General features: G+C 69.5%; 17 protein-coding genes and 1 tRNA gene. 5 read left to right on the top strand and 13 right to left on the bottom strand.

Translation table 11 applies throughout. The annotated features are described in order from the left end of the window. Window positions 1–56 precede the first annotated feature (56 nt). Window positions 57–800 carry a response regulator transcription factor gene (locus CAL24_RS24185; protein ID WP_094807943.1) on the top strand — a complete coding sequence of 248 codons (744 nt, stop codon included), beginning with the start codon at window positions 57–59 and terminating at the stop codon, window positions 798–800. On the opposite strand, the gene proB is transcribed toward CAL24_RS24185, so the two are convergent. The 5 genes from proB to CAL24_RS22080 form a co-directional block, all read right to left on the bottom strand. Next, window positions 797–1,933, bottom strand: coding sequence for a glutamate 5-kinase (gene proB, locus CAL24_RS22100; protein WP_028355201.1), 1,137 nt, complete (start codon window positions 1,931–1,933; stop codon window positions 797–799). The two genes, CAL24_RS24185 and proB, sit on opposite strands and share 4 nt — an antisense overlap. Before the next feature lie 72 nt (window positions 1,934–2,005). Beyond that, window positions 2,006–3,142 carry a GTPase ObgE gene (gene obgE, locus CAL24_RS22095; protein WP_028355200.1) on the bottom strand — a complete coding sequence of 379 codons (1,137 nt, stop codon included), beginning with the start codon at window positions 3,140–3,142 and terminating at the stop codon, window positions 2,006–2,008. Between the two features lie 78 nt (window positions 3,143–3,220). Then, window positions 3,221–3,481 carry a 50S ribosomal protein L27 gene (rpmA, locus tag CAL24_RS22090; protein WP_028355199.1) on the bottom strand — a complete coding sequence of 87 codons (261 nt, stop codon included), beginning with the start codon at window positions 3,479–3,481 and terminating at the stop codon, window positions 3,221–3,223. 37 nt (window positions 3,482–3,518) lie between these two features. Next, window positions 3,519–3,830 carry a 50S ribosomal protein L21 gene (rplU, locus tag CAL24_RS22085; RefSeq protein ID WP_012251502.1) on the bottom strand — a complete coding sequence of 104 codons (312 nt, stop codon included), beginning with the start codon at window positions 3,828–3,830 and terminating at the stop codon, window positions 3,519–3,521. A 167-nt stretch (window positions 3,831–3,997) separates the two neighbouring features. Then, window positions 3,998–4,768: an IclR family transcriptional regulator gene (locus tag CAL24_RS22080; protein WP_094807942.1), complete on the bottom strand. Its 771-nt coding sequence runs from the start codon at window positions 4,766–4,768 to the stop codon at window positions 3,998–4,000. A 115-nt stretch (window positions 4,769–4,883) separates the two neighbouring features. On the opposite strand from CAL24_RS22080, the gene CAL24_RS22075 reads away from it, so the two are divergent. The 3 genes from CAL24_RS22075 to CAL24_RS22065 all read left to right on the top strand — a co-directional run bounded on the left by CAL24_RS22075 (window position 4,884) and on the right by CAL24_RS22065 (window position 7,218). Beyond that, entirely contained in the window at window positions 4,884–6,041 is a 1,158-nt protein-coding gene (locus CAL24_RS22075; protein WP_094807941.1) for a fumarylacetoacetate hydrolase family protein, read from the top strand. 129 nt (window positions 6,042–6,170) lie between these two features. Continuing rightward, window positions 6,171–7,136, top strand: coding sequence for an octaprenyl diphosphate synthase (ispB, locus tag CAL24_RS22070; protein WP_028355196.1), 966 nt, complete (start codon window positions 6,171–6,173; stop codon window positions 7,134–7,136). A gap of 5 nt (window positions 7,137–7,141) precedes the next feature. Beyond that, window positions 7,142–7,218 (top strand) — tRNA-Pro (locus tag CAL24_RS22065). A gap of 112 nt (window positions 7,219–7,330) precedes the next feature. Here CAL24_RS22065 and CAL24_RS22060 read toward each other — a convergent pair. Next, window positions 7,331–8,935, bottom strand: a complete 1,605-nt coding sequence (locus tag CAL24_RS22060; protein ID WP_094807940.1) for a gamma-glutamyltransferase family protein — start codon at window positions 8,933–8,935, stop codon at window positions 7,331–7,333. Between the two features lie 58 nt (window positions 8,936–8,993). Then, window positions 8,994–10,016: a Bug family tripartite tricarboxylate transporter substrate binding protein gene (locus CAL24_RS22055; RefSeq protein ID WP_081760456.1), complete on the bottom strand. Its 1,023-nt coding sequence runs from the start codon at window positions 10,014–10,016 to the stop codon at window positions 8,994–8,996. A gap of 153 nt (window positions 10,017–10,169) precedes the next feature. Here CAL24_RS22055 and CAL24_RS22050 point away from each other — a divergent pair, with 153 nt between their 5' ends. Next, window positions 10,170–11,096 carry a LysR family transcriptional regulator gene (locus tag CAL24_RS22050; RefSeq protein ID WP_094807939.1) on the top strand — a complete coding sequence of 309 codons (927 nt, stop codon included), beginning with the start codon at window positions 10,170–10,172 and terminating at the stop codon, window positions 11,094–11,096. A gap of 10 nt (window positions 11,097–11,106) precedes the next feature. Here CAL24_RS22050 and ampC read toward each other — a convergent pair whose 3' ends face one another. The 6 genes from ampC to mobA form a co-directional block, all read right to left on the bottom strand. After that, window positions 11,107–12,264 carry a class C beta-lactamase gene (ampC, locus tag CAL24_RS22045; RefSeq protein ID WP_094807938.1) on the bottom strand — a complete coding sequence of 386 codons (1,158 nt, stop codon included), beginning with the start codon at window positions 12,262–12,264 and terminating at the stop codon, window positions 11,107–11,109. A 65-nt stretch (window positions 12,265–12,329) separates the two neighbouring features. Further along, complete coding sequence (locus CAL24_RS22040; protein WP_094807937.1) at window positions 12,330–14,228, bottom strand: LTA synthase family protein; 1,899 nt, start codon at window positions 14,226–14,228, stop codon at window positions 12,330–12,332. Between the two features lie 45 nt (window positions 14,229–14,273). Continuing rightward, window positions 14,274–15,035, bottom strand: coding sequence for an NAD(+) diphosphatase (nudC, locus tag CAL24_RS22035; protein ID WP_170947149.1), 762 nt, complete (start codon window positions 15,033–15,035; stop codon window positions 14,274–14,276). Between the two features lie 171 nt (window positions 15,036–15,206). Beyond that, window positions 15,207–15,746, bottom strand: a complete 540-nt coding sequence (gene mobB / locus CAL24_RS22030) for a molybdopterin-guanine dinucleotide biosynthesis protein B (RefSeq protein WP_028355190.1) — start codon at window positions 15,744–15,746, stop codon at window positions 15,207–15,209. Between the two features lie 22 nt (window positions 15,747–15,768). Then, a complete protein-coding gene (gene moeA / locus CAL24_RS22025; protein WP_094807936.1) occupies window positions 15,769–17,061 on the bottom strand; it encodes a molybdopterin molybdotransferase MoeA in 1,293 nt (430 codons plus the stop codon). Further along, window positions 17,058–17,651, bottom strand: coding sequence for a molybdenum cofactor guanylyltransferase MobA (gene mobA, locus CAL24_RS22020; protein WP_028355188.1), 594 nt, complete (start codon window positions 17,649–17,651; stop codon window positions 17,058–17,060). Before mobA ends, moeA begins: the two co-directional genes overlap by 4 nt. Window positions 17,652–17,710 lie beyond the last annotated feature (59 nt).

The raw sequence follows: 17,710 nt of genomic DNA, 5'->3' as shown, positions 1-17,710 counted from the left end.
TCAGATTACTTTGGCGATACTTGAAATTACTTTCGTAGTTTTCGCCGAGGAAACTTATGCACATCGCGTCCGAAGCCATCGTCATTCAATGCGGTCCGTCCCGTCGCCCGCACCTGCCCGAGGCCCTGTCGGCCGTCGGCTGGTCGGTCCGCGGCTGCAACGCCATTGCCCAGCTCGGCGCGCTGGCCGACCAGCGCGCGCCGCAACTGCTCGTCCTGGAAACGCCCGCTGAATCGCTGTGCACGCTCGCGGGCATGGCGCGCTTCGCGGTGCCCGGCGCCGTGCTCATCGCCATGGCCGATGCCGAGGCGGTCGGGCCGCGGGTGCTTGCCCTGGATGCCGGCGCCGATGCCTGCTGCACCGTCCAGGTCGACATCCGCGAGCTCTCCGCGCTGGGCCGGGCCTTGTGCCGGTGGCGCGAAGCGCGCCCCGTCCGGCCGGCCGGGCCTGCGCCGGCCTGGCAGCTGATCAGCGGGGGCAGGGTGCTGGCCGGGCCGGCGGGCCAGCGCTTGCCGCTGACCCTCACCGAAAGCGTTTTCCTGCTGCGGCTGCTGTCCACGCCGGGCCATCGCCTGCCGCGCGAACGGCTGGTCACCGCCAGCGGGGAGGCTCACGCGGAACAGTCGCCCCGCAGCGTCGATGTCATGGTGTCGCGCCTGCGCGCCAAGGCGCAGCGGCTGGGCGTCGAACTGCCGCTGCTGGCGGTGCGGCAATGGGGGTACATGTTCCTGGCCGACGAAACCTGCCTGGGCGGCGGGGCCGCCGACCGCCCGTGCGCCGCGCCCGGCGAGCGCGGCTAGGTCACCACCAGGTTGTCGCGGTGCATCAGTTCCGGGTCGGTCATGCTGCCGAGGATCTGCGCGATGCGCGACGACGGCTGGCGCAGGATGCGCCGCGTATCGGCGGCCGAGTAATTGATCAGGCCGCGCGCGCATTCGGTGCCCTGGGCGTCCACGCAGGCGACCACGTCGCCGCGCTCGAACTCGCCCTGCACCTCGACCACCCCGATCGGCAGCAGGCTCTTGCCTTCGTGCAGCAAGGCGCGCACCGCGCCGTCATCCAGCACCACGCGCCCGCGCAGCCGCAGGTGGTCGGCCAGCCACTGCTTGCGCGCCGACCACACCGGCAGCACCGCGCGCAGTTCGGTGCCGATGCACTCGCCCTGCGCCAGGCGCGTCAGCACATTGCGCTCGCGTCCCGAGGCAATGACAGTGTGCGCGCCGCTGTGGGCCGCGCGCTTGGCCGCCAGGATCTTGGTCAGCATGCCGCCGGTGCCGATGCCGGAGCCCGCGCCGCCCGCCATGGTTTCCAGCGCCGTGTCGCCCGCCTGGGCGTGCGCGACGAATACCGCGGCCGGGTTCTTGCGCGGGTCCGAGTCGTACAGGCCGCGCTGGTCGGTCAGGATGACCAGCGCATCGGCCTCGATCAGGTTGGTGACCAGGGCGCCGAGCGTGTCGTTGTCGCCCAGGCGGATCTCGTCGGTGACGACCGTGTCGTTCTCGTTCACGATGGGCACCACGCCCAGGCGCAGCAGGGCAAAGATGGTGCTGCGCGCGTTCAGGTAGCGGCGCCGGTCGGCCAGGTCTTCATGGGTGAGCAGGATCTGCGCGGTGCGCAGCCCGTGCTCGGCGAAGGCCGCTTCGTAGGCCTGGCACAGCCCCATCTGCCCCACCGCGGCGGCGGCCTGCAATTCGTGCATGACCGACGGGCGCTTGCGCCAGCCCAGCCGCGCCATGCCTTCGGCGATGGCGCCGCTGGAGACCAGCACGACTTGCTTGCCCTGCTGGCGCAGCGCGGCGATCTGGGCGGCCCAGTGCGCCACGGCGGCGCGGTCCAGGCCGCGGCCTTCGTTGGTGACCAGGGATGAACCCACCTTGGCCACCAGCCGGGTGGCGGAGGCGATGACGGAAACGGCGGTGTTGTCGGCAGTCATGGCGATGACCGGTGTTGCGATATACGGATGCCGCGAAGCGCGGCCGGCGGTGGACGAGAGTGCGATTATGGCTTATTCGTCACCGCCGCGCGGCGCATTGGGCGCCGGGCCGTCTTCGCGCGTGGCGTCGAAGCGCGGGTCTTCGGCCACGTAGGTGCCGTCGGCCTGGTCTTGCGCCAGGTGATCCTTGCGCTGCTCGGCGTCCAGGTAGTCCTGCAGCGCCCAGATCAGGTCCTGGGTGCCGTCGCCGTTCAGGCCCGAGATGGCGAACACCGGGCCCTGCCAGTCGAACAGCTCGACGAAGCGCTGCCGCGCGGCGTCCGGATCGGCCACCATGTCGAGCTTGTTCAGCACCAGCCAGCGCGGCTTGGCGGCCAGTTCGGGATCGTAGCGGCGCAGTTCCTCGACGATGGCGCGCGCGTCGGCCACGGCCTGCCCGATGGGGTCGGTGTCCGGGTCGGGCGAGGCGATGTCGACCAGGTGCAGCAGCACCCGGGTGCGCGCCAGGTGGCGCAGGAACAGGTGGCCCAGGCCGGCGCCTTCGGATGCGCCTTCGATCAGGCCGGGAATATCGGCCACCACGAAGCTGCGCGACGGCGAGGTGCGCACCACCCCCAGGTTGGGGTGCAGGGTGGTGAACGGGTAGTCGGCCACCTTGGGCCGCGCATTGGAAATGCGGCTGATGAGGGTGGACTTGCCGGCATTGGGCAGGCCCAGCAGGCCGACGTCGGCCAGCACCTTCAGTTCGAGCCGCAGGCGGCGCTGCTCGCCTTCCTTGCCCGGGGTCCATTGGCGCGGGGCGCGGTTGGTGCTGGACTTGAAATGCAGGTTGCCCAGGCCGCCCTGGCCGCCGGCGGCCAGGGTGACGCGCTGGCCGTGGCGGTTCAGGTCGAACAGCAATTCGCCGCTGTCGGCGTCGTGCACGATGGTGCCCACCGGCACCCGCAGCGTGATGTCGGGCGCCGCGGCGCCGTATTGGTCCGAGCCCCTGCCGTTCTCGCCATTCTTGGCGCGGTGCAGGCGGGCATAGCGGAAGTCGATCAGGGTATTGATGTTGCGGTCGGCCACGGCATAGATGCTGCCGCCGCGCCCGCCGTCGCCGCCGTCCGGGCCGCCCTTGGGAATGAATTTTTCGCGGCGAAAGCTCGCCACGCCATTGCCGCCCTTGCCGGCGATGACCTCGATGGTGGCTTCGTCTACGAATTTCATTGAAGTACTCGAATGCTGAAGCAAAAAAGCCCTGCCGCATGCGACAGGGCTTTTGCCGTCATGGGTAACGGCAGGCCGTTACTCGGCCGCCACGACCGACACGGTCTGCTTGTTCAACGCGCCCTTGAAGCCGAATTGAACCTTGCCGTCGACCAGCGCGAACAAGGTGTGGTCCTTGCCGATGCCGACGTTGGTGCCGGGGTGGAAACGGGTGCCGCGCTGGCGCACGATGATCGAGCCAGCCGGGATTTGTTGGCCGCCAAAAACCTTGACGCCCAGTCGCTTCGATTCCGAGTCGCGACCGTTACGCGTAGAGCCGCCGCCCTTTTTCTGTGCCATGTTGATAGCTCCTGCTAATCAATAACCGGGATGATCGTTAGGCCGTGATGGCTTCGATGCGGATCTCGGTGTAGTTCTGACGGTGGCCCTGATGCTTCTGGTAGTGCTTGCGACGGCGCATCTTGAAGATCTTGACCTTGTCGTGCCGGCCATGCGCAAGAACCGTCGCCTTGACCACGGCGCCAGCGACGAGAGGAGTGCCAACCTTGAGTTGGTCGCCTTCGCCCACCGACAGGACCTGGTCCAGGGTGATTTCTTGCCCGATGTCAGCAGGTATCTGTTCTACCTTGAGTTTTTCGCCAGCGGCAACGCGATACTGCTTGCCACCGGTTTTTACGACCGCGTACATGGGTTTTTCCTTGAGGGTTTCGTACTTAAAACGTACTAAGAACTTCGTGCCGACTTCGCCCAGCTACGCAAGCAACGCGGGCCGCGAGCGGGGTTTTCGTATCGACCGAACCATAAATTCTAGCCCGCGCCTGTGGAAAAGTCAAAAACCCCTTACACGGCAGGCGCTTAGCGGGCTTCCGGCGCCAGCGCCACGCGGGCGGCGATGGCCCGGGCGGCGCGCCGTAGCCCCTGGGTCACCGCCTGCACGTGGGCAGGGTCCAGGCGGTCGGCCGGCACCGACGCGCTGACGGCCACCCGCTTGCCCAGTGCCGTCTCGCCCACGCAGGCGGCATAGCAATACAGGCCGGCCGCCACTTCCTCGCGGTCGTACGCCAGGCCTTCGGCGCGCACCTGCGCCAGTTCGCGCAGCAGGGCGGCACGGTCGGTCTGGGTGCGCTCGCTGACCGCCGCCAGTTGCGGCGGCAGCGCGGCGGCCAGCGTGTCGTCCGGCAGGCTGGCCAGCAGGGCCTTGCCCAGCGCGCAGGCGTGGGCCGGCAGGCGCGACCCCAGCTCGGACACCAGCCGTACCGGCCGGCGCGCGTCCTCGCGCGCCAGGTAGACCACCTCGGCGCCGTCCAGCACGGCCAGCTGCATGACTTCGTTGTGGCGTTCGACGAACTCCGCGGCGGCGGCGCGGAAAGCGGCCTGCAGGCCGTCGTGGCGCAGGTAGGCCGCTCCCAGCGCCATCAGTTCGAGCCCGATGACATAGCCGTCGCCCGCGCGGTCGACCCAGCGCCGCTGCACCAGCGAGTCCAGCAGCAGGTACAGCGAGCTGCGCGGCATGGCGCAGGCGCGCGCCAGCTCGGCCGCCCGCAGCGGCCCGCGCTGGGCGGCCAGGGCCCGCAGGATGTCGTGCGCGCGGCGGATGGCGGGCACTTCGTAGTCGGTCGCTGCCATGGTTGTCCAATATATTGGAATAAAAGTCATTATATTGGACATTCCCTGCGGGCGTTTCTAGACTTGCCGTCATACGACGGGGCGATCCGCCGCCCCGCGACCCGGAGACACCCGCATGCCCCTGTCCAATGATTTGCCCGTAGACCTCGACCGCGCCTTGCTGGTAGGCCGCGTCTGGCGGCCCGCCCCCATCGACGGCCCGAGCGTGGTGGCCGTGCGCGACGGCCAGGTCGTCGACCTGACGGCCATCGTGCCCACGTTGGCCGACTTGCTGGACCGCCCCGATCGCCTCGACATCGCCCGCGATGGCGAAGGGGAATCGCTGGGCCCGGCCAGCGAGTTGCTGCGGCGCAGCCTGGCCGGCGCCGCCGGCGAGGGGCCGACCCTGCTGGCGCCTTGCGACCTGCAGCCCGTCAAGGCGGCCGGCGTGACCTTCGCGGTCAGCCTGCTGGAGCGCCTGATCGAAGAGCAGGCCGGGGGCGACGCCAGCCGCGCCGAGGAAGTGCGCGCGCGCATCCACCGCCTGATCGGCTCCGACCTGTCGCAACTGCGTCCGGGGTCGCCGCAGGCCATGGCCCTCAAGGCCGAGCTGCAGGCGCGCGGCCAGTGGTCGCAATACCTGGAAGTGGGCATCGGCCCCGATGCCGAGGTGTTCTCCAAGGCGCCGCCCATGGCGTCGGTCGGCTCGGGGGCCTGGATCGGCCTGCTGCCGCAGTCCGAGTGGAACAACCCGGAGCCGGAGATCGTGCTGGCCGTCGACAGCCGTGGCCAGGCGGTCGGCGCGACGCTGGGCAACGACGTCAATCTGCGCGATATCGAGGGCCGCAGCGCCCTGCTGCTGACCAAGGCCAAGGACAACAACGGTTCGTGCGCCATCGGGCCGTTCGTGCGGCTGTTCGACTCGCATTTCACCCCGGACGACGTGCGCGGCGCCGACGTGTCCTTGCGCATCGAGGGCGAGGACGGCTTCGTGCTCGACGGCGTCAGCCACATGCGCGAGATCAGCCGCGACCCGCTCGACCTGGTGCGCCAGGCCTGCCAGTATCACCAGTACCCGGACGGGTTCATGCTGTTCCTGGGCACCATGTTCTCGCCCACCCAGGACCGCGCCGGACAGGGCAGCGGCTTTACCCACCGGCAGGGCGACGTGGTGCGGATCGCCTCGCCGCGGCTGGGCGCGCTGGTCAACCGCGTCGGTTTGTGCGACGGCATCGCGCCCTGGACCTTCGGCGTGCGCGCGCTTTACGCCCATTTGCGCCAACGCGGGCTATAGCGCCGCGCGCGGCGCGGACGGGGACGCATACCCCGTATAATTCGGCAGACCCCGGGTCCGGCACGGCGCGCCCGCGCCGGCGGACCAAAGAGCCAAGGGTCGGCTCCCCTGTTATCTGCCGGATACGTTTTGAATCTCCCAGAGCTGATCGCCCCCATTGCCGATGACATGAAGGCCGTCGACGCGGTTATTCGCGGACGCCTCGACTCGGAAGTCGTACTCATCCGGACGATCGCCGACTACATCATCGGCGCCGGCGGCAAGCGCATGCGGCCGGCCATGGTGCTGATGATGGCGCGCGCCCTGGGCTACCAGGGCGAGAACCACCGGCTGCTGGCCGCCGTGGTGGAATTCATCCATACCGCCACGCTGCTGCACGACGACGTCGTCGACGAATCCGACCTGCGCCGCGGCCGCGAGACGGCCAACGCCATGTTCGGCAACGCCGCCAGCGTGCTGGTGGGCGACTACCTGTATTCCCGCTCGTTCGAGATGATGGTCGAGGCCGGCTCGATGCGCATCATGCAGATCCTGTCCGAGGCCACCACCGTGATCGCCGAGGGCGAGGTGCTGCAGCTGCTCAACGTGCACGACCCCGACGTCTCGCAGGAGCGCTACCTGCAGGTGGTGCGCTACAAGACCGCCAAGCTGTTCGAAGCCGCGGCCCAGGTGGGGGCGGTGCTGGCCGGCGCCACGCCCGCCCAGGAAGAGGCCGCCGCCGCCTATGGCCGGCACATCGGCACCGCCTTCCAGCTGGTCGACGACGTGCTCGACTACAGCGGCGACGCCCACGCGCTGGGCAAGAACGTCGGCGACGACCTGCGCGAGGGCAAGCCCACGCTGCCGCTCATCCGCGTCATGGAAACCGGCACCCCGGCCCAGCGCGAACTGATCCGCAATGCCATCAAGGAGGGCGACGCCGACTTCGCCGCCGTCGCCGAGGCCATCCAGGCCACCGATGCGCTCGAACACGCGCGCCAGGCGGCCGATGCCGAGGCCGATGCCGCCCGCCAGGCGCTCGCCGCCTTCCCCATTTCCGTTTATCAGAAATCCCTGTTAGAATTCTGCGCTTTCGCGGTGAATCGTGACCGCTGAAAAACCGGGGCGTAGCTCAGCCTGGTAGAGTACTGCGTTCGGGACGCAGGAGTCGGAGGTTCGAATCCTCTCGCCCCGACCATTCATTTGGTCGAATTCCTGGCGGTGTTTCCCACGCCGCCGCAAGAAGCCGGTATCGCGCAAGCGGTGCCGGCTTTTTTGCGTGGGGGCCGCGGCCGGGAGGCCGCCGGGAATCAATAGCCGACGGGGTAGCCGTCCTTGCGGTGGTCCGACGCGGCCAGATAGCCGCCGTGGTCCAGCCGCATGGCCAGTTGAGCGCTGCCGAATTCCAGGTCGAAGCGCGGCGCTACCTCGACGGGGTGACCGTACGCGCGCAGTTGCTCCACGGTGTCGGGCGGGCAGTTCCATTCGACCGCCACGCCGACGTTGTCGTCTTTCACGCGCCAGCGCGGCGCATCGCTGGCCGCTTGCGGGTTCTGGCCGAAGTCCGCGACCCGGCTGGCGATCTGTACGTGGCCCTGGGCCTGCATGGAGCCGCCCATGACGCCGAAGCTCATCAAGGGCTGGCCGTTTTTCATCAGGAAGCCCGGAATGATGGTGTGGAACGGGCGCTTGCCGGGCGCCACCACGTTGGGATGTCCGGGGCGGGTGGAGAAGCCCCAGCCGCGGTTCTGCAGGGCAATGCCGGTGCCGGGCACGACCACGCCGGAGCCGAAGCCCTTGAAGTTGGATTGGATGAACGACACCATCGTGCCGCGCCGGTCGGCGGCCGTCAGGTAGACGGTGCCGCCGCTGTGCGGGTTGCCGGGGCGCGGCGCGCCGGCGCGCGCCGGGTCGATCAGCCTGGCGCGCTCGGCCAGGTAGGCGGGATCCAGCAAGTGCGCGCTGGATATCTGCATGTGCTCCGGATCGCCCACGTGTGCATAGAGGTCGGCGAACGCCAGGCGCATGGCCTCGATCTGCAGGTGCAGGGTGCGCCCGGTGTCGCGGTCATTGCCGGACAGATCGAAATGTTGCAGCATGCCCAGCGCCATGAGGGCGCCGATGCCCTGGCCGTTGGGGCCGATTTCGAACAGCTCGTAGTCGCGATAACGCATGCTGATCGGCTGCACCCAGTCGGCCTGGTGGCGCGCCAGGTCTGCTTCGGTAATGCAGCCGCCCGTGTCGCGCGCGTGCGCGGCGATGGCGGCGGCGAGTTCGCCGCGATAAAAGCTCTCGCCTTTGCTGCGGGCGATGCTTTCCAGCGTGGCCGCCTGTCCCGGGCAACTGAAGCGCTCTCCGGGTAGCGGGGCGCGGCCGCCCGGCGCGAACGATTCGGCGAAGCCCGGCTGGCCGCTCAACTTGGCGATTTGCTTTTGCCATTGGCGGTGTACCGTGGGAGAGACCAGGTAGCCATCGCGGGCGTAGCGGATGGCCGGCTCGAACAGGTCTTCGAAGGGCAGCGAGCCGAATTTTTCCCAGATGGCGCGCCAGCCCGATACCACGCCGGGCACCGTCACGCTGCCCCAGCCGATCGGGTCCATGCTGTCGAGATGGGCGAATTTCCCGGTTTCCCACGCGGCCGGCGCGCGGCCCGAGGCATTCAGGCCATGCATTTGTCCTTCATGCCAGACGATGGCGAACATGTCGCCGCCGATGCCATTCATACAGGGTTCGACCACCGCCAGCGTAATAGCGGTCGCCAGCGCCGCGTCGATTGCGTTGCCGCCGCGGGCATACATTTGCAGGCCGGCGGCGCTGGCCAGCGGCTGCGAGGTGCTGACGACGTTGTCGGCCAGCAGCGGCATGCGTTGCGACGGGTAGGGCAACTGCCAGAAGGGATCGGTGGGAATGGGCATGGATACGGGACCGTAGAGGCGGACCGCCGGCAGGCGGTCCAGGAAAAAAGGGGGGCGCCTATTTGCCGATCTGGATGTCCAGCGCCTTGACCTTCTCGCGCCAGAATGCCTGCTGGTCCAGGATGAATTGCGGCAGCGCCTGGCCGGAGATCTCGCTCACCTGGAACCCTTGCGCCTCGATGGCCTTGCGAAAGCCCGTGTCGCCCTGCGCCTGGTCCAGTGCCCGGGCGACGATGTCCAGGCGGTCGCGGGGCGTACCCTTGGGCGCCATCAGCGCGAACAGGTTCTCGGCTTCCAGACCCTGCACGCCCAGTTCCTTGAGCGTGGGCACGTCGGGCATGACGGGCAGCCGCTTGGCCGAGGCCACGCCCAGCACGTTGATGCGCCCGCCTTCCTTATGGGGCAGCGAGCTGGTCACGCTGTCGAACATGAAGACCGACGAGCCGGCGATCACTTCGGGCAGCGCCTGGCTGCTGCCTTTGTAGGGGATCTGCAGGGCCTGCACGCCGGCCTGCTCCTTGAAGATCTCGCCTTCCAGGTTTGAGAGCGTGCCCGCTCCCATGGACGCATAGTTGTATTTGCCGGGCGCGGCCTTCAGGAGGGCTACCAGGCCGGCGTAGTCCCGGATGCCCAGGCTGGATGGAGTTACCAGGATATGCGGCGCACTGGCGATGGCGCCCACGGCGTCGAAGTCGCCGTCCAGCGAGACCTGCTGCTTGCCGTTAATTGCCTCGTAAATGGAATTGGACATCACCGACGAGATGTACAGCGTGTAGCCATCGGCTTGCGAGCGCGCGGCCGCCTGCATGCCGATGAGCCCGCCGGCGCCAGGGCGGTTCAGCACCACTACCGATTGTCCCAGGGTATCGCCCAGTCGCTGGCTGAGTTCGCGGGCCAGCACGTCGGTGGCCCCGCCAGGCGGGAAGGACAGGATCAACTGGATGGATCGCTGCGGAAAATCCGCGGCCCAGGCGCTGGCCGCCGCGGCCGACAGCGCGAGCGCCGCCGCGGCGCGCAGGAGCCAGCCGCGTCCAGGCGCGCGCGTCACGATCCGGTCTGGTTGGTGAGTTTGAATAGCCATGCGATTTCCCCTTGATCAGTCAGTGGCGGGCCGGCGCGGGGTCTGTGCCCCTTCGTCACGGCCGCCGGATAGGCCAGACCATTCTAGGAATTGCTCTTTAGGCAATCAAGTTCAATAATTAGCAGGCGAATTGCCTTTTTAGGAATCAATGCCATGCTCAGTACGGCGCATCGCCATTTCCTGGAAGTCGTGCGTGCCGGCAGCATCAAGGACGCGGCGGCGGCGCTGCACGTGGCGCCGTCGGCGGTCAGCCGCCAGATCGCCAAGCTCGAGCATGGCTGCGGCGCCGCGTTGTTCGAACGGCGCCCGCATGGCATGGTGCTGACGCGCGCCGGCGAGATGCTGGCTGATTACGTGCGGCGCGTCGCCATGGATGCCGATCACGTGCTGCGCGATATCCGCAGCCTGCGCCAGGCCGAACTGACCACCGTACGCATCGGCTCGAACGAGGCCGTGGCGCGCAATGTGCTGCCGGGCATCCTGGGCGCGTATCGCGTCGAACATCCCGATGTGGCTTTCCAGGTGCACATCGCGTCGCCAGGCGTGGTGACGCAGCGTCTGCGCGACGGCTTGATCGACGTGGGCCTGGCGTTCAGTCTCAAGCCGGGCAGCGGCATCGATGTGCGCTACGAGATCGTTTCGCCCGTGCGCGTCATCATGGTGCCCGAGCATGCGCTGGCCACGCGGGCCAGCGTGTCGCTGGACGACTTGCGCCATTACCCCATCGCCCTGACCGATTCGGGCACGACCGTGCGCCTGCTGTTCGACAATTCGGCCGTCGGCGGCGACGGCCCACCGTTCAACGTGGCGTATTCGAGCAATTCGTCATCGGTGATTCGGGCCATCGTCGAGGCCGGCCATGCGGTCACGCTGGCCGGGGAGATCACGCTGGCAGAGCCGTTGCGGCGCGGTGCGCTGGTGGCCGTGCCGTTGCAGCAGCCGGCATTCGCCGCACGCACCCTGCAAGTCCAGACCGCCAGCCGCGCCCTGCCCGAGGCAACCGAGCGCTTCGTGCGGCGCCTGATCGCCGTGTTGTCCGCCGACGTCCTAGCCAGGCAGCAGGTCATGCGCATCCCATGAAGGCGCGTGTTTATGGTTCCGAGGCGCGCCGTGCCGCTTCGAGCACGCGATACGCGAATCGGACCCGCGCCTCGATCGGATGGCCCTTGTTCGCCAGCACCACGATGCCGATGCGGCGCGCCGGCACCAGCGCGGCGTAGGCGCCGAAGCCGTTGGTCGAGCCGGTCTTGTTGATCAGCACATGCTGCCCCGGCGGTTGCGGCGGGTCCAGCGCGACGACCGGCTTGTCTTCGAACACCATGTCCGGGCCGTTGCCCTGCAGCAGGGCGTCGAGCGTGACGGGATACGCATACTGTTCCCACACCAGGTCCTGGGTCATGGGTCCGTACCGGAAGTACCCGGTGTGCGTGGCGGCGATGGCGCGGTCGAGCGTCGGCCCGGCCGTGCGCACGCCCAGATTCAGCTCGACGAAGCGCAGCAGGTCGCGCGCGCTGGTCTTGACGCCATAGGCTTCGTCGGCCAGCACCGCCGGGTTCAGGCGCACCGGCGCGTCCTGCCGGTTGTATCCCTGGGCGTAGCGGCCCATGGCCGCGGCCGGCACGGCGATATAGGTGCTGGACAGGCCCAGCTGGCCGAACAGCGCCGCCGCCGCATCGCGATAGGGCTGGCCCAGGCTGCGCGCCGCGGCCACGCCCAGCATGCCGATGCTCGGATTGGCGTAGGTGCGGCGCGCGCCGGCCGGGTAGCGCGGCTGCCAGGCCCGCAGGTAGCCGTATAGCTGCGCGGTGTCCTGGATGTGGTCGGGCACCTGCAGCGGGAAACCGCCCGCCGTATGGGTGGCCAGGTGCAACAACGGCACTTCGCCGAAGCGGCTGCCGGCCAGCTCCGGCACGTGCCGGGCGGTTGGGTCGCGCAGCGACAGTTTGCCGGCGGCCTGCGCGTAGGCCGCCAGCGTGGCGGTGAAGGTCTTGCTGATCGAGCCGATCTCGAACAGGGTGTCGCCGGTTACCGGCTGGTGCGTGGCCTTCGATGCCACGCCATAGTGGTAGAGCCGCGCCTGGCCGTCGATGCTCAACCCGACGGCCAGGCCGGGAATATCCTGTTCGCGCATGAATTGCCGCGCCGCCTCGCGCACCGCCGTGTCGAGCGCCGCCGGGCCAGCGCTGTCGGCGGCCGCCGGCGCGGCGGTTCCCGGGCCGGCGATGCACAGGCACAGCGCCGCCAGCATGCATTGCCGGCGCCGCACGGAAGGAAGGGACGGCGCGTTGCGCGGCTGGGCGAGGGCGGGCATGGTCATGCGGCCTGGCGTCCGTCCGCCGGCACGCAGTAGCGGCCCTCGCGATACGCCCAGCTTGGCCACAAGGCATGCGCCAGCGCTTCTTCGGCCAGCGCCGGGTCGACGGCGACGGGTTCGTAGGTCTCCGGCACGCCATAGCGGAACTGCACCGGCGCCTTGCCCGGCAGCAGCACCAGCAGGTTGTCGCCTTTCAGGTAGCCGTAGTTGTTCTCGTACTGCATGATGGCCCGGTCCGGGATGCCGCGCGTCAGGTCGCGCCCGATCATCGGGTGCGTGCAGTCCACTCCGGCCAGCGACAGCAGCGTGGGCGGCAGGTCGATCTGGCTGACCAGGCCCGCGTCGCTGCGCGGCTCGATGCCGCCGCCCAGGATCACCGCGGGAATGTGGAAGTGGCGCACCGGCACCAGCGTGTCGCCGAACACGCGCGAGTCGTGGTCGGCCACCACCAGGAACACGGTGTCGTCCCAGTAGGGCGCCTGCCGGGCCCGCTCGAAGAACTGCCCGAGCGCCCAGTCGGCATAGCGCACGGTGTTCTCCACGGTGGCGGGATTGCCGTCCGCCGTGATGCGCCCGGCCGGGTATTCCCAGGGCGAGTGGTTCGACACGCTGAAGGCCAGCGTGAACGACGGCCGGTCGCCGTCGGCGCGCAGGCGGGCGTCCAGCTGGGTGAACATGTCCTCGTCCGAGGCGCCCCAGGTGCCCACGAACGCGGGGTCGGTGAAGTCCGGCCGGTCGACGATCTCGTCGAAGCCATTGCCCAGGAAGAACGCCTTCATGTTGTCGAAGTGCGACTCGCCGCCGTAGATGAAGCGCGAGTGGTAGCCGTGGCGGCCCAGCACGTCGGCCAGGGTGAAGAAGCCGCGTTGCGCGGCCGGCAGTTTCAGCACGGCCTGGGCGGGGGTCGGCAGGAAGCCGGCGGTCACGGCTTCCAGGCCGCGCACCGAGCGCGTGCCGGTCGCATAGGCGCGCGTGAAGGCCCAGCCCTCGCGCGCCAGCGCGTCCAGGTGCGGCGTCAGGTTGGCGCCGCCCAGCGCGGCGCTGTATTGGGCGCCCAGGCTTTCTTCCAGGATGATCACCACCTTGGCGGGGCGCTGCCGGGCGCGCGACGGCGCCTGCTGGTGCACGCTGGGGTGCGACGCGACGGCGGGGGGCTGCGGCAAGCCCGCGCACGACAGCACGACCTCGTGCATGCGCGCCTCGGGCATGCGGCCATAGACGGCGGCGGCGGATTTCTCGTGCTTCATGCTGTAGACCGCGTAGAACACGTTGTACAGCGAGTTCAGCGGCAGCGTGTTGAGCATGCCGTCGTTGCAATAGGCGACCGTCGACGGGTTGATGGGGCGGTGTCCCAGTGTGCCGCGAATGGCCAGAATCACCGCCGCCAGGATCGCCAGGCTGCCCAGGACCATCTGCCACCAGGCCCAGCGCGCGCCGGCCGCCGGCGCGCCGAACAGCGCATGGCCCACGGCCGCCAGCACGATCAGCGCCACCAGCGCGCCGGCCAGTTCCGCCTTGTAGCCGCGCCACAGCATGCCGGAGACCTCGCGCGGGTGTTTCAGGTATTCGACGAACAGGCGGTTGGGCCGGGTGTCGTACTCGGTGATGAAGGCCGGGGTGGCGACTTCCAGGAAGCCGAGCAGGATCCAGCAGACCTGCAGCCAGATGCCGGTGGCCGCCGCGGCGGCAGGCAGGTGGCCCAGCCAGGGCGACAGCACGGCCGGCAAGGCCGCCAGCACGGCGATCTGGTGCGTGTCGATGCGCAGCCCGCCCAGCAGGATGGGCGCCAGCCCGCCGGCTTTCTTGACGCGGCGCCATTGCCAGGCGGCCAGCGCCAGGCGGCTGCCGGTCAGCAGCACGTAGGCCGCGATGATGAACACTAAGGTCGAATATCGCATAGAGAGTCCGCGGCCCGGTCGCCTGGCGTCCGGGCGGATGGGCAGTTACAGGGAGGACCCGGGCGGCAGGTTGGCCCGCACCAGGCGGCCGGCGATGGACTCGCGCATGGGGATGTCGGGCAGCGCGTCGCCGGGACCGAACCAGCGCGCCTCGGCGATTTCTTCTTGCTGCAGGCGGATCTCGCCGCCGGCGTATTCGGCCGTGAAGGCGATCATCAGCGAATGCGGGAACGGCCAGGACTGGCTGCCGAAATAACGCAGGTCGGTCACGCGCAGGCCCACTTCCTCGTAGACCTCGCGGTGCACGGCGTCCTCGATGCTCTCGCCCGGCTCGACGAAGCCGGCCAGGGCGGTGTGGCGCGCCGTCGCATAGGTGGCGTGGCGCGCCAGCAGGATGCTGTCGCCGCGCCGCACCAGCACCATCATGGCGGGCGAAATGCGCGGATAGGACGACAGGCCGCAGGCCGGGCAGCGCATGCAGAATTCGTGGGTCGCCGGCTGCATCGGCGTGGCGCACACGCCGCAGTATTTGTGGGTGCGGGCCCATTCGGCGATCTGGAAGGCCCGTCCCGCCAGCGCTGTCCGGTCGCCCAGTTCGGCCAGCAAGGCGCGCAGCTTGCGGAACGCATAGCCGGGCGGCGCTTCGGCCGAGGGCGGCACATGGGTGGTGCGGTAGCGCGGGTCGCCCAGCAGGACCAGTTGCAGTGTGTCGGGCCGCAGGCCCAGTACCGCGCAGGCAGTCGCGTCTGGCAGGTCCAGGCTGGCCTCGTGCACCAGCAGCTCATTGCCGCGGAAGATGAAATTCAAAGGGCTTCCTTGCAAGGGGGCGTTATTTACGGAAGGCAGTTGTCGCAGTTCAGGCGCTACTTTACCGCCAGAATGGGACGCAGGCGCATCCGCGGGCGGCCGCCCGCCGGGCGCACGGGTACGCCGGCCCGGATGCCGGGCCGGATTCGCGATTGCTTCGCAGGGATGGCTTCAGGCCCGGCCCGGCCCCGCCAGCCGCGCCACCGCCAGCTCCAGCGGCCAGGCCAGGGTCTCGACCAGGTCGGCCACGGCTTCGCTGTCGTCCAGCGATACGCGCGGCAGCGGCGCATGGACGGGCGCGGTGTCGCTGGCGATGGCGCCGATGCTGGGGTCGTCCGGGAACAGCCAGGGCTTGCCGTTGGCCTGCCGGTGGACTTCGATCTTGATGTGGGCGTTGCGCTTGAAGCCTTCCACCAGGATGAAATCGACCGGGCTCATGCGGGACAGGAGTTCGCCCAGCTCGGGCTCGGCGGCGCCGCGCAATTCGTGCATCAAGGCCCAGCGCGCGGACGAGGCCACCAGCACTTCGGTGGCGCCCGATTCGCGATGCCGGTGGGAGTCCTTGCCCGGCGTGTCGATGTCGAAGGCGTGGTGCGCGTGCTTGAGCGTGGAGACGCTGTAGCCGCGCGCCTTCAGGGACGGGATCAGCTTGGCGAGCAGCGATGTCTTGCCCGCGCCGCTCCAGCCGGCAAATCCTATGATTCTGGTCATTCGGGGCTCGTGGGTGGGGGCTTCAGATCAGGCCGTCGAAGGGCAGCACGTCGACCAACTGCCCCGCCGCGACCTCGCCCTGGTCGTGGTGCAGCACCACCAGGCCGTTGGCCTGGCTCATGCTGCGCAGGATGCCGGAGCCCTGCGAGCCCGTGACGGTGGCCTGCCAGCCGCCGTCGGGCGCCAGCGTGACGATGGCGCGCTGGTATTCGGTGCGGCCGGGTTTCTTGCGGATGGCGCGCGTGGCGGTGCAGCGCAGCAGCGGCAGGGTCTGCGGCGCGGCGCCGGCCATGGCCAGCAGGGCGTCGCGCACCAGGGCGTAGAAGGTGACCATGACCGCCACCGGGTTGCCGGGCAGCCCGAACAGGATGGCGTCGCCGTGTTCGGCGCGGATGCGGCCGATGGCCATGGGCCGTCCGGGCCGCATGGCGATGCGCCAGAACAGGACGTCGCCCAGTTGCGCCATGACGGTCTTGGTGTGGTCGGCCTCGCCCACGCTGACGCCGCCCGAGGTGATGACGGCGTCGGCATTGGCGGCCGCCGCGCTGAAGGCCTCGGCCAGGGCGGCCGGGTCGTCGCGCACCACGCCCAGGTCGAGGATATCCACCCCCAGGCGCTGCAGCATGCTGTGGAGCGTGTAGCGGTTGCTGTCGTACACGCAGCCCTCGTCGAGCGGCTCGCCGATGGAGCGCAGTTCGTTGCCGGTGGAGAAGAAGGCCACGCGCAGGCGCCGCACCACCGGCACTTCGGCCTGGCCCAGCGAGGCCAGCAGGCCGATGTCGGCCGGACGCAGGACGCGGCCGGCCGACAGCGCGCTGTCGCCGGCGGCGAGGTCCTCGCCGGCCAGGCGCCGGTTGTCGCCGGTGCGCACGGCGCCGGCCGGGATGACGATGCGGTCGCCGTCCTGGCGCACGAATTCCTGCGGCACGACGGTGTCGAGCCCGGCCGGCATGACGGCGCCGGTCATGATGCGCACGCACTGGCCGGCGGCCGCCTGGCCGGTGAACGGCGTGCCGGCCAGGCCGCTGCCCGTTACCTGCAGCACCGTATCGGCGTCGGCGGCCAGGTCGCGGCCGGCGAACGCGTAGCCGTCCATGGCGGAGTTGTCGTGGGCCGGCACGTTCAGGTGCGAGATCACGTCGCGCGCCAGCACGCGGCCCAGCGCCGAGCGCAGCGCGACCATCTCGACGGCGCGCAGGCGCGGCACGAGCTGGTCGATGAAGGCGCGGGCCTGGGCCACCGGCAGGGCGTCGGGATCGTAGCCGCTGATGCACGAGGCGATGGCGGCCAGGCTGGGAGGCAGGGGTCGGGTCATGGCTGCAACTGTTGCAATTCGGCCAGGGTATTCGCGCCGGCGAACGCCTGGGCATCGTCGAAACGGACCTCGGCGCAGCGGTGCTGGGCGGTCCAGGCGTCGATCTTGCGCTGGCCCCCGTGCAGGAAGGCCAGCAGGCTGGCCAGCAGCGAGGTCTTCAGCAGGCAGAAGACCGGCTGGGTGCGCAGCGCGTCGCCGTGCGGCGTGGCGGCCATGGCGATGTCGGCGTCGTGTTCGACGAGCCCCTGCGCCAGGCGCTCGACCAGGTCTGGCGGAAAGCGCGGGCAGTCGCAGGGGACGGTGGCCAGGTAAGGGGTCTCGCAGCGTTCCAGGCCGGCCGCGAAGCCGGCCAGCGGGCCGGCGAAGTCGGGCAGGGTGTCGGGCCAGACGGGCACCCCCATGGCTTCGTAGGCGCCCAGGTTGCGGTTGGCGTTGATCATGACCTGGCCGACCTGCGGCGCCAGCCGCAGCAGCGCGTGCAGGGCCATCGGCATGCCCAGGTAGTTCTGCAGGCCCTTGTCGACGCCGCCCATGCGGCTGCCGCGCCCGCCCGCGAGTATCAGGCCCGTGATGTCGGTGGTATCGATCATGAGACTCGATAGTGTGAGGCCGCGTTCCAGCATCGCGGTACGGCGGCCAGTATAGACCA

Source organism: Bordetella genomosp. 2 (assembly GCF_002261345.1).
Taxonomy (GTDB): Bacteria; Pseudomonadota; Gammaproteobacteria; order Burkholderiales; family Burkholderiaceae_B; genus Bordetella_A.
This window is presented reverse-complemented; position numbering and strand designations above follow the sequence as displayed.

What these genes read in the sequence shown, in the direction of transcription:
- rplU (WP_012251502.1), bottom strand. Translation starts at nt 3,830, where the DNA reads ATGTACGCGGTCGTAAAAACCGGTGGCAAGCAGTATCGCGTTGCCGCT.
- rpmA (WP_028355199.1), bottom strand. Translation starts at nt 3,481, where the DNA reads ATGGCACAGAAAAAGGGCGGCGGCTCTACGCGTAACGGTCGCGACTCG.
- moeA (WP_094807936.1), bottom strand. Translation starts at nt 17,061, where the DNA reads ATGACCCGACCCCTGCCTCCCAGCCTGGCCGCCATCGCCTCGTGCATC.
- CAL24_RS22055 (WP_081760456.1), bottom strand. Translation starts at nt 10,016, where the DNA reads ATGGCTATTCAAACTCACCAACCAGACCGGATCGTGACGCGCGCGCCT.
- mobA (WP_028355188.1), bottom strand. Translation starts at nt 17,651, where the DNA reads ATGATCGATACCACCGACATCACGGGCCTGATACTCGCGGGCGGGCGC.
- CAL24_RS22060 (WP_094807940.1), bottom strand. Translation starts at nt 8,935, where the DNA reads ATGCCCATTCCCACCGATCCCTTCTGGCAGTTGCCCTACCCGTCGCAA.
- CAL24_RS22075 (WP_094807941.1), top strand. Translation starts at nt 4,884, where the DNA reads ATGCCCCTGTCCAATGATTTGCCCGTAGACCTCGACCGCGCCTTGCTG.
- CAL24_RS22080 (WP_094807942.1), bottom strand. Translation starts at nt 4,768, where the DNA reads ATGGCAGCGACCGACTACGAAGTGCCCGCCATCCGCCGCGCGCACGAC.
- ampC (WP_094807938.1), bottom strand. Translation starts at nt 12,264, where the DNA reads ATGCTGGCGGCGCTGTGCCTGTGCATCGCCGGCCCGGGAACCGCCGCG.
- mobB (WP_028355190.1), bottom strand. Translation starts at nt 15,746, where the DNA reads ATGACCAGAATCATAGGATTTGCCGGCTGGAGCGGCGCGGGCAAGACA.
- CAL24_RS24185 (WP_094807943.1), top strand. Translation starts at nt 57, where the DNA reads ATGCACATCGCGTCCGAAGCCATCGTCATTCAATGCGGTCCGTCCCGT.
- obgE (WP_028355200.1), bottom strand. Translation starts at nt 3,142, where the DNA reads ATGAAATTCGTAGACGAAGCCACCATCGAGGTCATCGCCGGCAAGGGC.
- CAL24_RS22050 (WP_094807939.1), top strand. Translation starts at nt 10,170, where the DNA reads ATGCTCAGTACGGCGCATCGCCATTTCCTGGAAGTCGTGCGTGCCGGC.
- CAL24_RS22040 (WP_094807937.1), bottom strand. Translation starts at nt 14,228, where the DNA reads ATGCGATATTCGACCTTAGTGTTCATCATCGCGGCCTACGTGCTGCTG.
- proB (WP_028355201.1), bottom strand. Translation starts at nt 1,933, where the DNA reads ATGACTGCCGACAACACCGCCGTTTCCGTCATCGCCTCCGCCACCCGG.